The sequence below is a fragment of the Algoriphagus aquatilis genome, assembly GCF_042657405.1.
Classification (GTDB): Bacteria; Bacteroidota; Bacteroidia; order Cytophagales; family Cyclobacteriaceae; genus Algoriphagus; species Algoriphagus aquatilis.
In genome coordinates this window covers 30041-42924 of sequence record NZ_JBHSKS010000016.1, presented here as the reverse complement: position 1 = coordinate 42924, position 12884 = coordinate 30041, and the positions used below count along the sequence as shown (strand labels likewise).

Here is a 12884-nt window from a genome sequence, read left to right as displayed (position 1 = left end):
GTATTCATTCAAATTTTACAACCATCAACGAGTAATCATCATCGATCATACCATCTCCCCCCACAAAGGAGTGAAGAGAATCGATCAATACTTGCTCTATTTCTTTTGGAGTTTTGGTGTGATTGATTTCTACCAAGCTTTTTACTCTCTCAAATCCAAACTGAAGCCCTTTTTGGTTTTTGGCTTCCACTATCCCATCGGTGATCAATACCAAGATATCTCCGGGTTCATACCGGAAGGTTTTTTCCTGTACGTGATTTTCATACAGGTTGTTTCTTAAAATTCCCAAACCAAGTCCATCAAACATCAGAAACTCAGATTTCTGCTCTTTGGCAGCGTAGACTAGGGTGGGTACATGGCCCGCTCGGGAATGGCAGATTTCTTTTTTTTCGAGATCGATGATAAAAATTGACGCTGTTATAAAGTGGTTTCTTTCCAAGCATTTGCTCAAGGCAGAATTGGCCTTGATCATAAATTCTGCAGGAGAGAGACCAAGTTGGATCAGACTGTGGAAAATGCCCTTCATCTGCGACATGTGAAATGCCGCCGAGGTGCCCTTGCCGGATACGTCACCGATGATCAGGACATAGCGAGACTCATCCAGCTTGAATGTGTCATAATAATCTCCTCCCACCTCATCAGCAGCATTGGAGTATGCACAAATGGCAAAAGACTTGGGATGATCCAATCTCGTAGGCAAGAGGGCTTTTTGGACCCGTTGGGCGATTTTCAGTTCTTCCTGATAGCGTTCGTTTTGGATGGCCTGGTTAAGCAGCCTGTGGTTTTCTACCGCAATGCATGCCTGACGGGTAAACGTGCTGATGATATTCACCATTTCTTTGTTGAAGCCGTCTTTGACCTCTTTGCACAGCACCATCCGACCGATTACGGCCTTGTTTATGACCAACGGAACCAACAAGGCAGATTCAAATTTGGGATGCTCCAAGCGGATACTTAGAGGATTTAGCTGTTCCGGCTTTTCTCCGATTGCCCAGACTTCAGCCGTTTTTTGGGTTTTGATCCATTCTGCGATTTCTTTTTTGGTCTCCAGATCCATGAACCGTACTTGCTCTTGGTGACTGTGTTCCTCTTCGTTGAGCTCTAGCCATGCCCCATCGGAATAAGAGGCGCTCATGCAGGAGTCCATCAAGATGTCCAAAACTTGTTCTTCGTTCTCTTCGGGTTGGATAGACTGGCTTAGCCGCTGAAAATTAATCGCCTCGGTCAATTTCTGTTCAAAAACTGAGGAGGTGGGTAGGTTGAATAAGGTCACCAAAAAGCTGAACAGGGCATAAATAAAAATAAACCCAAACAGGGCCATCAGGAAAAGATTGTCAGTCAGGTTGATCTGCAAGCGATCATCCGTCCCATAGGAAATAAGTCTTCTGAACAGAAAACCTGCACTCAGCAAGATGATGGAGAGGAAAAGGAGCGACTTCCATTTTTCCTTAAATGTCAAATAGGGAATCCATTTCAGATTGCCCGACAGGACAATAGACAGGATGAGCAGGATGACTAATCCAAACAGGAAGCTGTAGTCAAAATTGTTTTTATTGAAAAAGACAAAGAAAGCAGCTACGAGCATAGCAAACTCGAATGCCTGCCATTGCTTGACTACTTGCTTGCTCTTTTGGTAGAGAATCAGGTGCTTCCAAAGCAGGGCAGTGGAGATCAGGAAAATAGATGTCCAGGCGAAATTGACATGGTAGAAAAAGTTCTGAAGAAAAGGCTCCGTACCTATTTTGCTTTCTCCCAAAGAGAGATAAAATAATTCAATGACCAGTCCCACTCCAGAAGCAAACAATCCCGTAGAGGCACCTCTCCAGATGAGATTTAAAAAGTCACCTTGGGATATTTTGCCTATGGAATAGTTGTAAAATGCATAAAGGGTAAAGAAGAAAAGGATTTCCAGAATCCAGGTGATCTCTTCCGATATTCCGGAGTCCAGCTCATTGATCATTCCAAAGATCCTCACCAAATCCACAAACAACAGAGATAGCCATACCAAAATGGCTAGTAGAAGGCTGAGTTTGCCGATATGGATTGAGGGGAGCTTTACCATCGAATTGCTTTCGCAATAATAAATAATGTAGACTAATCCTGAGTCAGGCGATGTCTGCTCAAATCAGCCGTCAGTGTTAAAAATTATCAAAAAATCCTCAAATAAATACCAAATCTTCCACCACGCCTTTTCCTACTTTATCTTCTATCAAAACCAATAACTTGGATTTGCTCAGCTGTAGTTCTTTTTTGATCGGGCCGGAGGTGATGGTGACAAATAGTTTTTTGTCGCGGATGTAGATGTTGCCAGTTCGGTCAGCGATGGTTTTACCCACTAGCTCTCCCCAGGAGCTGATGAGTAGCTTCTCTTGATATTTATCCTCAAGGCGATAGGCTTTGAGCAGTTCTTTGAAAGCAGATTCTAGAGGTGCAGCCTCTTTTTTTCTGCCTGTGTGGGGTTCGTACTTCATGAATCAAAAGAAAAGTTCTGATGCAATACTGTCTGCCAGCAGTTGCCCTTTTCGACTTAAAGATAGGGTATTGCCTTGGGTGATCAGCCATCCCTGTTTTTCCAAGGAAAGAATTTCCTGTTTTTTTTCTGTTCGGATATCCACATCAAATTGGTCTTTGATTAGGTCCATATTCAATCCCCAGATGGTACGAAGACTGGTCAGAATCTTTTCATTGATCTGGTCAACAGGTTCTAAGGGTTCGATGACAAAGGGAATTTGACCTGAGCAGATGGCTTTGACATAAACAGGATTTGAAGAAGGATTAAATCCCCGATCAACACCATCAAAGGAGTGGGCACTCGGACCGATACCCAAATAGGAACTTCCCATCCAATAGTTGGTATTGTGAAGGGCAAATTGCCCCGGCTTCCCAAAATTGGAAATTTCATACTGCACATATCCAAAGCGGTCGGTTTGCTCCTGCAGCCATTCAAATTGCTCAGCCACAAAATCTTCATCTGCCGGTTTGAATTTTCCTTTTTTGGTCCAGTTGCCAAGGACCGTTTTAGGTTCTACCGTAAGTGCATAAGCCGAGATATGCCCAGGATCAAGATTCAGAGCTTGTGATAGATCACTTTTCCAAAGGCTATGATCATCATGGGGAAAGCCATAGATCAAGTCTATCGAGAATTTTTCAAATCCGGCCTTTCGGGCTAACTCAATGGCTTGTTGGCTTTCTTTTGCAGTATGCGCTCGGTGGTATTCTTTAAGTATTTGGTCGTGAAAGCTCTGAATACCCAGGCTCAATCGATCTATTCCAAGGCTTTTCCACCCTGAAAGTTTCTCCTGCGCTAGGTCGTCAGGATTTGCTTCCAGCGTGATCTCTGATTTTGTCCCGGGGAAAAGCTGATCAATTTTTCCAAGGATTGATTCCAATTGGTTGACAGAAAGAAGTGAAGGAGTACCACCTCCAAAATAAACCGTTTCCACAGCTTCTGCTTTCAGGTATTCTTTTCTAAGTTCCAGCTCCTTGATTAAGGCTTCAGTCATTTCTTCCATTCCTTTGAGATTGGTAGAAAAGTGAAAGTCGCAGTAATGACAAGCCTGCCTGCAAAATGGAATATGGATATAGATGCCTGCCACTTTTAATCGATTATCTTGCGAAGATAACTAATCAAAACATCATCACTTGCGAGTCTGTTTTTTGATCCTCTTTGCCTTTCTGATAGTCGGTGTGGGTCATTGCCCCGCTCAGGATTTTTTTAGGGTAAACTGGAACAACCCTCAGGGCACTTCGCATCAGTTTCGCACATTTTCTTCACGTGGAGGAGCAGCGGAGCTAATGGATTCAGTGTCTGTGGAGTTTAGGTCTCTCGGATACTTGATGCATTATTGGGAGGAAATTGAAAAAAAGGATACGCTCACATTCCAACTTCAACCGGGTAATCAGCATAGTTGGAAAGCAATAAAGCAGGGCAATGTACCTGAGGAATGGTGGAAAAAACTGGGTTCTCCACCTCTTTATTATTCCGGTCCTTATACATGGATGGAGACCTTGGTAAAGTCAATGGAAAATGAGGGTTTTCCATTTGCCGCTGTCAGGATAGACAGCATAGAGACTGAAGATACCTACCTGACAGGCGTTTTGGAATTGGATAAAGGCCCTTTGATCTTGTGGGATAGCCTGAAGGTCTCGGGTGAAAGTAGAACGACTCAAAAGTATCTACAGCTATACTCAGGATTGGTACCGGGAAAGCCATTTTCCCAAAAGGAGTTTGAAAGTGGAGTGAGAAGAATCCGCAGATCTCCTTATTTTCAGCTTGACTCCATCCCATATTTAGGTTTTCAGTTAAAGAGTGCTGCGCCGCATTTCAGGCTCAAGGATCGACGGATAAATGTATTTGACGGCGTGGTGGGATTGATTCCCAATCAAAATCAGCCCAATTCAATGCTGCTCACAGGAGATATCAATCTCCAACTGTATCACTTGGGAGGCAAAGGGAGGGATATTTCTCTGCATTGGCAGCGTCCAAACTTCCAGTCCCAAAACCTGGATTTATCGGCTAAGGAATCTTATTTATTTGGTTCTCCACTGAGCTTTGAACTTGATTTTTCGCTTCTGAAGCAAGACACTACGTTTGTAAACCGGGGAGTGAGTATTGAGTTTGGTTATTCTATTTCAGAGTTTGGAAATATTCGGTTTTTCAACAGACGTCAAGCCGGGGACTTGATTGGAGGCTTTGAATCAGCTGAAGTGCTTCCTTCCTATTTGGACTTCAGATGGAACAGCTATGGATTAGGTGCCGCTTGGAACATGCTCGATGATCCGATTTTTCCCAGAAAAGGGTCTACAATAGAGGCAGAGTTTTCTATAGGAAATAAGAATTTGGTCGAGAATACAGCGATTCCGGGAGAGGTGTATCAAAAATTTGACAAATCATCTACCCAACTTCAAGCCAAACTTCATGCAGAGAAGCATGTCTATTTGACCCCAGTTTGGGGCATGTGGATTAGAATGAAAAGTGGTGTATTGAAAAATGACAACCTGTTTTTAAACGAGCTTTCAAGATTAGGCGGGTTGAGGTCAATCAGAGGATTTAATGAGCTGTATTTTTTTGCTGATCGCTATGCCTTCCTCAATTTTGAGCAAAGATTGTTTTTCGGGAAAGGGTCCTATCTAATGGCTTTTGGTGATTTTGGAGTAATAAATAATCCTTTTACTTCACCGCAAATAGATCGTCCTAGATCATTTGGATTAGGAATCAATTTGGACACTGACGGAGGATTGTTCAGTTTTGTGTTTGGAATGGGCAAGTCTGCTTTTCAGCCGGCGACTATTTCCCAGTCCAGAATTCACTTTGGTTATTTGGCCAGATTTTGAATTGATTTGATAATGATCCGTCTGCTTGCCCTTATATGCACCCTTCTCCTACCATTCATTGGTGTTTCTCAGATTTTGGAGAATTATAAAGCAAACTGGGTTGATCAATCTGATGTAGCATTTTGGGAGCGAATGGAACAGAGAGATGTAATTGTTGATTTGCATTCGTTTCCTGAATCCCATTTTCAATTTGAAGTTCCTAAAGGCTCAACCATCTTTATCGACGGGAAATTGTGGAGGCTTTTTCCATCAGATACTGCATTTACTATTTCATCGCGACAGATCTCTGATGAGTTTGGCAGTGATTCGGTCAAAGTATCAGTAATTGGTCCTAGAAATAGCTTCGGTAGTTATCCTTTAACTCTTTCCAAGGTTGCCCAAGTTGGTTTTAGCAAGGGAGTAGAACTTGCAAAAGTAGACCAAGTCATAAAAACTCGGTTTTTGCCGCAACCCGTGAAGGATTTTTATTTTACTTCTTTGTTCATTACGTTATTTCTTTTTGCGATTTATAAAATTGCCTACCCTTACTTATTAGGAGTTCTCCTTCAGCCCCTGGCGGTAATCAACGCTGAGGACTTCTCCGAAAGTGGGAGTTTGCAAAAGGTCTTTTCATTTGATATTCTCTTTTACCTATTTATCGTTTCCACCATGATGGCCCAATGCTTGGTGACAGGAATGATAATTTTCAAAAAGGAATGGATTGAAGGCTTGATTGGTTGGGATTATCCATCGATCATGTTGCTATGGGTGACATCTTCCTTCACGATTTTGATTTTGACTATTTTGAAATTTATTGGTATCCGGGTAATTAGTTATTTATTTGATATGGGTAAATCTGACTTTGCCCACTTTTTTTATCTACTACGGTTGATTGTTTTCGGATTTACTGTTGTGATTTTGATGTCTTTATTTTTCGTGATCAATGATTTTTCATCGCTTCAAATCGTTTTTGAGATTTTGATTCAGACGTTTTTCTGGTTTTACATCATTGGTGTAACAGCCCTGTTCATGATTATGATGAATAGGTTGAGTTTTAAGAAATACCATTTATTTACTTACCTTTGCATCGCGGAAATAGTACCTTTTTTAATCCTGTCTAAATGGATTATGGTGCTAGTTCAGTGATGTTTTCGAACTAAAAAAAAGGAAATACTAGCATGAGTGCAGCTCCAAAAGACCGCTTTAAGCCTGTAAAGAGTATCCTAGTTTCCCAGCCCAAACCTACAGACGCAAACTCTCCGTACCTTCTTTTGGCCGAGAAGTATAAGTTGAAGATAGATTTTAGGCAATTTATTAAAGTGGAACCTGTGCCCCCAAAGGAGTTCAGGAAGCAGAAAATTGATATACTCAAACATACCGCTATCATTTTCACCAGTAGAAATGCAATTGACCATTTCTTCGCTATATGCAAGGAATTCAAAATTGAAATGCCGGCTGAGATGAAATACTTCTGTATCTCAGATCAGACAGCCCACTATCTTCAGAAATATATCGTAATACGAAAACGAAAATTGTTTGTAGGCCAAAAGACGGCTGAAGATTTATTCGACTATTTTAAAAAGCATAAAAGCGAAAAGTACTTATTTCCCTGCTCTGATATCAGAAAAGATGATATTCCGGGGTATATGGAGAAGCACGGTATTTCTTTCACTGAGGCTATCATTTATCATACAGTTGCAGCTGATCTTTCTGATTTGGCAGATGTGAAATATGATATTCTTGCTTTTTTCAGTCCTTCGGGAATTAAATCCCTCAAGCAAAATTTTCCAGATTTTGAACAGGGGAACACTCGAATAGCCGCTTTTGGCCCAACTACTGCTCAAGCTGTTAGGGATATGGATTTGATATTGGATATTGAGGCCCCTATGCCGAATGCACCAAGTATGACTGGCGCACTTGAGCTCTATATAAAAAAAGCAAATAATTTATGATTCTAGGAATCATTTTCTGTGGTTTTTCAGTTTAATTTTCTAATTAACTTTAAGGAAGTCTACGCCATAGAAAAATGATCAGACAGGGCATTGCCAAATTTTTTTCCAAAATATCAATAACACTGATCCTTCTTTGTTTTTCAGGTTTGGTGTATGCACAACAGGATGCCCAATTCACCCAATACATGTTCAATGGGCCGTTTTATAATCCTGCAATGGTAGGCAGAGAATCTGGATTCAGGTTTTCTGCACTTCATCGGTCCCAATGGCTTAACTATACCACGGCAGCAGGAACAACTGGAGCACCTATTACCCAGCTAATTACGGCTCAAGGAAGACTGGATTCCAAGAACATTGGATATGGTTTGACGATCGTTAATGACAATATAGGTGCTACCAATAACCTAGAGATTAATTTTCAAGGCAGTTTTCAGAAAAAAATAAATAGGGCCACGCTTAGCCTAGGTGGATACCTAGGTATGTTTTCCAGCTCTTTGGATTATGCAGAACTTATCGTGGTAAATCCCGAGCCGAATTTGCCGTTTACTGGGAAAGAAAGTCAAATGGCCATGGATTTCGGAGCAGGGATATTATTGGATCACAGAAATTTTTATTTGGGACTGAGCTCAAAGCACCTTAATCAGCCTTCATTTGATTTTGGAGATGCTTCTTATGCAAACCAATTGAAAACACACAATTACTTTCTTTTTGGATATAGAGTAAGGCCAATCGGCCAATTACGAATTGAGCCGAGTTTTTTACTGAAATCTGTCGGGATAAATAATTTTTCATACAATTTCAGCGTTATGGCTACTCACCAAAATCGGATAAACGGAGGATTTGCCTATAGAGGTGAGGAATCGATTTCCTTAATACTTGGATATAGTCTTTTAAAGGATAATTCATTGAAATTAGGATATGCCTTTGATTTAGTAGTGGGTGGGTTGGAAGCAAAATCTCCTACTTCACATGAACTTATGCTCAGGTATACATTGCAAGAAATGAGCAGAGGAGTAGAGAGAGTTATTCAAAGGACTCCAAGATTTAGGTTTTAAATGCCTCATTATGAGACTAAAAATAAACCTAAAGGCCTCACTTACGGTTGATTTACAAAAAGGTTTAAAATTGGCAGGTTATTTGCAGAATTGTGGCTTAATCCGTTAAATTTCGAAGTATTTGGAAGATTTAGATAGGTTAAAAAAATTGATGATTTAAAAACGTCATTTATGTATAAAAAAATGAAACTCCACGTTGTGCCATTGGCAGTTGGCCTTGCAATAGTGACTTTGCTTCCAAGTTGTGGACTTTTTAATAAAAAGGGGGCGGCCAGTGACAAGGCAAATAGAAGGGGTGAGGTGACTGGTGTAGCCAAGCGAGCTAGCTGGCAACAAAATTTACCTATAGACATGGTCCCTGTCAAGGCAGGAACATTTTGGATGGGACAATCTGACGAGGATATTGCTTATACCCAATCTTCCATGAATAAGCAGATTACAATATCTGAGTTCTTCATGGATAAATATGAGGTTTCCAATAACAAGTATAGACAGTTTTTAGAAGCAGTTAAGAGTGGGGAATTGGCTACAGGTACTCCTACTACACTTAAGGATCCACCGACTTTTAATTTTGACGAATTGAGACCAGATACAACTGTTTGGTCAACTAGCTTTTCATATCATTATGGAGATCCATTAATGGAATTTTATTTTGACCACCCAGCTTTTGATAATTACCCGGTGGTAGGTATTTCCTGGGATCAAGCCCAGAAATATTGCGAATGGAGAACCTACCATCTAAGAGCAAATGATGAATCCGATTTTGATGTTCCAGCTTTCAGACTTCCTACAGAAGCAGAATGGGAATATGCTGCAAAAGGAGGTAAGGATGTTGCAAAATATCCTTGGGGGGGACCGTATTTAAAGAATAAAAGAGGTTGTTTGATGGCAAACTTCAAACCAGGAAGAGGTAACTACATTGATGATGGTTTTGCCTATTCCGCCCCTGTTGATGTATTTGCTCCAAATGGTTTTGGATTATTTAATATGTCAGGCAACGTTGCAGAGTGGGTGATGGATGCTTACAAAGCGACTGCAGCTGTAGATACTTGGGATTTAGATCCTGTATATAATGATCCCAATGAGCCAAGAAAAATTGTACGTGGCGGTAGTTGGAAAGATATTGCTCATTACTTGGAGACATCAACTCGTACTTACGAGTATCAGGATGTGGCTCAAGCTCATATCGGATTCAGAACAGCGATGACCTTCATTGGGAGATCTGGATCCATGGACGTAAAAACTTCAAAAAGAACCAAAAGATAATTCAAAACAACCTTAACCTTTAATTTCAAATTACAAAAATGGCTAGCAAAGGCAACTTCTTTTATTCCAGTGTCATGCCCAAAATTTACGGTATTGGTGCTGCTGTCGTAATTCTTGGTGCGATGTTCAAAATTCTAGATTGGCAAGGGGCAAACCTCATGATTGGTGTGGGTTTGACTACAGAAGCAATCATTTTCTTCCTTTCTGCTTTTGAGCCAAGACAAGAAGAAATGGATTGGAGTAAAATCTATCCTGAACTTGCTGACGGAGCGCCTGCTAAGAAATCTAAAGGAGGTGATGAGGTCTCTGCAAAACTTGACGAGATGCTTACCAAGGCTAAAATAGGTCCTGAATTGATCGAAAGCTTGGGTAAAGGAATGCAAAATCTAGCAGTTTCAGCTGAAAAAATGGGTAACCTATCTGATGCTGCTGTTGCTACTAATGAATACGCCACAAATGTAAAATCTGCTGCCAAAACTCTAGCAGACATGAATGTGTCTTATGGCAAAACTGCTGCTGCTCTTACGGAAATGTCTTCCGCTTCAACTGATGCAAAAGCCTATCACACCCAAATCCAAACAGTCACCAAGAATTTATCTGCATTAAACGCAGTTTATGAAATGGAACTTCAGGATGCCAACAGCCATGTCAAGACCTTGAATAAATTCTACAGCAATATGTCTGCAGCAATGGCAGGCATTACAGAGGCGGGCAAAGAAACAGAGGCCTTCAAAAATGAACTGGCCAAGTTGAACCAAAATGTAAGCTCTCTAAATAAAATCTATGGCGGAATGCTTTCTGCCATGAAAGGTTAATCGGATCTCTCACATCTAAGTTGATATAATAAGAAAAGATGGCAGGAGCTAAAGAGTCACCTAGACAACGGATGATCGGAATGATGTACCTTGTATTGACAGCATTGCTGGCTTTGCAGGTAAGTAATCAGATCCTTCAAAAGTTCGTTCTTCTTAATGATGGGATGGAACGGACATCGAAAAATTATATTCTGAAGAATGAATCCACAGTTGGATCAATAGAATATACAGTACAGCAGCAAGGGAATAACGAGAAAGATGTTCCAAAAGTAGCAGCTGCAAAAAAAGTAAGAGAAGCCACTAAGGAAATATATGATTACCTTGAAGCATTGAAGCAGGAGTTGATAACCCAGTCAAATGCTAAAAATGAAGAGGGTAATTTCGTCAATGCTTCCCTAAAAAACACTGAAGTACCCGGTAATATGTTTGCCAATAATGGCAAAGGGGAAGAATTGAAGCAAAAACTCAATGAATATCCTCAAACAATCCAAGGCATTCTTTCAGGTTTGGGTATTACTGATCTCACATTTAGACCTATTGCAAGAGATGCTTCTGAAATAGAGCTTTTTGCAAACGATAGAGAGGCAAAAAACAAAAGCTTTGTTGCTTTGAACTTTGTTAAATCTCCAGTGGGTGCGGTTATCGCGTTGATTTCTCAATTTCAAAATGAAGTTTTGAACATTGAAAGTGAGTCATTAACCACAATTGCAAATACGATCGGCTCGTTTTATTTCAAAGCGGATATTACTGAGGCTAAAATTTCTGCGGTTTCTAACGTTGTAGCTGCAGGTACCAAATTTGAAGGTACTATGTTTATAGCATCCTCATCCTCTTCGGCTATTCCTACCATGTCCATTGATGGCCGCTCTGTTCCAGTAGATGAGAAAGGTTTCGGTAAAATCGAATTTACTGCTACTCCAGCAGGACAATATGACGACAAAGGACTCGCCAAGAAGGTACTTAAAGGTCAGATCGTAACGAATGTTGGGGGAGAAGACAAAGTTCTACCTGTTGAATACGAATATTTTGTTGCTCAACCAGTAATTAAAGTTTCTTCTGAAGTTGTGCAGCAGTTATATGCTGATTGTGCTAACGAGCTTTTGATCGAAGTACCTGCTTTAGGAAATACGTATTCTCCTGAATTTAATGTGGCAAATGGTCAACCTATCAAAGGAAGCAGACCAGGTCAAGTTACCATCATCCCTGGAGCTTCAGGTAAAGTTACCATCGGGGTGAACAGTGGAGGTAATAAAATCGGTGATGTCGTATTTGATATCAAACCGGTACCTGCACCAACCATTCGTGCTGTAGGCTCAAATGGTGCCGAGCTGGATATGAGCCAGGCACAGGCCATCAATGTATTGAGTGGAATGAAGATTGTAGCCAAAGCAGAGCCAACATTTGCCAGGACTATGGCAAAGGATGCGAACTTTGAAGTAACAGGAGGCGAACTGATCTTGCTGAGAAGTGAAGTGCCAAGAGCTACAGTACCAATTGGTTCAGGTATGCGTTCTCTTTTAGAAAGTGCAAAACCTGGTGACGACATCGTAGTAAGAGTTACTCAAGTTACTCGGACTAACTTTAGAGGAAATAAAATTAATTCTGAGCAAAGAGAGATTCTTCGAATTGCTATTAAGTAAAAAGAGGTCTTAAACTACCTAGATATGAAAAGATTTGTCCAATACGTCTATTTGATTATTCTTGCAGCATTTAGCTTAAATGCTCAGGCTCAAGTGGCAACTTCTGTAAATCCTTCTGGATTTGGAGATAGACAATTCGCTATGGATACAGTTTATTCAAATAAGCGTATTCGTGAGGATGACAAGATGTATCAAATCTCTGTTTGGAGAAGGATAGATCTTAGAGAAAAATACAATCTTTCTCTTTATGGTTCAGGGGATAATAAATCCAATGGAATCGTAAATCATATCTACAAAGCAGTGGTTGATGAAAATGCTCTTGAAGTTTTCGCAGATGAAGATTTTACAAAGCCTCTTTCTATATCTGAGTTTCAGGAAAATTTCTGGTTGTCAGCAAATGGAGACTCCATTTTCGTAAAGCAACTTTACTACCTAGATTTCAAGGAGGATTTTGTATTTGATCGTCACCATTCTGACCTGGTTTTCGACATTAAATTCATTGAATTGGTTATGCCTTCAGTGACTAATGCTAATGCTGGACAAAAAACAGTTGCCTATATCAGGTATAAAGACTTTGTGAATTACTTTAAAAATCATCCTGAAGCTAGATGGATCAATTTTCAAAATATTTCAAAGAGCTTAACATACGATGAGGCATTTGAATCCAGATTGTTCAGATCCGTGGTTAGGAGGTTTACTAATCCAGATGAGGCGCTCATAGCTGATATGGTTAAAGCAGATAACGCTAATCCAGCGATGCAAGCATACATTGATGCTCTAGCTTTTGAATACAAATTATTAGAATTCGAAAACTCCCTTTGGGAGTGGTAAATATAAAAGGGG

Annotated in this window: 11 protein-coding genes; 8 read left to right on the top strand and 3 right to left on the bottom strand. The window is 40.4% G+C overall.

What is annotated here, in order from left to right; translation table 11 throughout:
- Positions 1-4: 4 nt before the first annotated feature.
- The 3 genes from ACFPIK_RS16025 to hemW form a co-directional block, all read right to left on the bottom strand.
- Positions 5-2062, bottom strand: a complete 2058-nt coding sequence (locus ACFPIK_RS16025) for a GAF domain-containing SpoIIE family protein phosphatase (protein ID WP_377917077.1) — start codon at positions 2060-2062, stop codon at positions 5-7.
- A 97-nt stretch (positions 2063-2159) separates the two neighbouring features.
- Positions 2160-2471: a DciA family protein gene (locus tag ACFPIK_RS16020; RefSeq protein WP_377917075.1), complete on the bottom strand. Its 312-nt coding sequence runs from the start codon at positions 2469-2471 to the stop codon at positions 2160-2162.
- 3 nt (positions 2472-2474) lie between these two features.
- Positions 2475-3596, bottom strand: coding sequence for a radical SAM family heme chaperone HemW (gene hemW, locus ACFPIK_RS16015; RefSeq protein ID WP_377917073.1), 1122 nt, complete (start codon positions 3594-3596; stop codon positions 2475-2477).
- A gap of 46 nt (positions 3597-3642) precedes the next feature.
- Between hemW and ACFPIK_RS16010 the strand changes: the two genes are divergently transcribed.
- The 8 genes from ACFPIK_RS16010 (at position 3643) to porN (ending at position 12872) form a co-directional block, all read left to right on the top strand.
- Positions 3643-5334 carry a BamA/TamA family outer membrane protein gene (locus tag ACFPIK_RS16010; protein WP_377917071.1) on the top strand — a complete coding sequence of 564 codons (1692 nt, stop codon included), beginning with the start codon at positions 3643-3645 and terminating at the stop codon, positions 5332-5334.
- A 12-nt stretch (positions 5335-5346) separates the two neighbouring features.
- Positions 5347-6459 (top strand): DUF4271 domain-containing protein, encoded by a 1113-nt coding sequence (locus tag ACFPIK_RS16005; RefSeq protein WP_377917069.1) that lies wholly within the window; start codon positions 5347-5349, stop codon positions 6457-6459.
- A 32-nt stretch (positions 6460-6491) separates the two neighbouring features.
- Complete coding sequence (locus tag ACFPIK_RS16000; protein ID WP_377917067.1) at positions 6492-7265, top strand: uroporphyrinogen-III synthase; 774 nt, start codon at positions 6492-6494, stop codon at positions 7263-7265.
- A 74-nt stretch (positions 7266-7339) separates the two neighbouring features.
- Positions 7340-8320, top strand: coding sequence for a PorP/SprF family type IX secretion system membrane protein (locus ACFPIK_RS15995; RefSeq protein WP_377917065.1), 981 nt, complete (start codon positions 7340-7342; stop codon positions 8318-8320).
- Positions 8321-8491: 171 nt separating this feature from the next.
- Entirely contained in the window at positions 8492-9586 is a 1095-nt protein-coding gene (gene porK / locus ACFPIK_RS15990; RefSeq protein ID WP_377917063.1) for a T9SS ring complex lipoprotein PorK/GldK, read from the top strand.
- 38 nt (positions 9587-9624) lie between these two features.
- A complete protein-coding gene (gene porL, locus ACFPIK_RS15985; protein WP_377917061.1) occupies positions 9625-10401 on the top strand; it encodes a type IX secretion system motor protein PorL/GldL in 777 nt (258 codons plus the stop codon).
- Positions 10402-10439: 38 nt separating this feature from the next.
- Complete coding sequence (porM, locus tag ACFPIK_RS15980) at positions 10440-12041, top strand: type IX secretion system motor protein PorM/GldM (RefSeq protein WP_377917059.1); 1602 nt, start codon at positions 10440-10442, stop codon at positions 12039-12041.
- 24 nt (positions 12042-12065) lie between these two features.
- Positions 12066-12872 (top strand): type IX secretion system ring subunit PorN/GldN, encoded by an 807-nt coding sequence (gene porN, locus ACFPIK_RS15975; RefSeq protein ID WP_377917057.1) that lies wholly within the window; start codon positions 12066-12068, stop codon positions 12870-12872.
- Positions 12873-12884: the final 12 nt, after the last annotated feature.

Coding starts and splice junctions, on each gene's coding strand:
- ACFPIK_RS16025 (WP_377917077.1), bottom strand. CDS start 2,062: ATGGTAAAGCTCCCCTCAATCCATATCGGCAAACTCAGCCTTCTACTA.
- ACFPIK_RS16020 (WP_377917075.1), bottom strand. CDS start 2,471: ATGAAGTACGAACCCCACACAGGCAGAAAAAAAGAGGCTGCACCTCTA.
- ACFPIK_RS16005 (WP_377917069.1), top strand. CDS start 5,347: ATGATCCGTCTGCTTGCCCTTATATGCACCCTTCTCCTACCATTCATT.
- ACFPIK_RS16000 (WP_377917067.1), top strand. CDS start 6,492: ATGAGTGCAGCTCCAAAAGACCGCTTTAAGCCTGTAAAGAGTATCCTA.
- ACFPIK_RS15995 (WP_377917065.1), top strand. CDS start 7,340: ATGATCAGACAGGGCATTGCCAAATTTTTTTCCAAAATATCAATAACA.
- porK (WP_377917063.1), top strand. CDS start 8,492: ATGTATAAAAAAATGAAACTCCACGTTGTGCCATTGGCAGTTGGCCTT.
- porL (WP_377917061.1), top strand. CDS start 9,625: ATGGCTAGCAAAGGCAACTTCTTTTATTCCAGTGTCATGCCCAAAATT.
- porM (WP_377917059.1), top strand. CDS start 10,440: ATGGCAGGAGCTAAAGAGTCACCTAGACAACGGATGATCGGAATGATG.
- porN (WP_377917057.1), top strand. CDS start 12,066: ATGAAAAGATTTGTCCAATACGTCTATTTGATTATTCTTGCAGCATTT.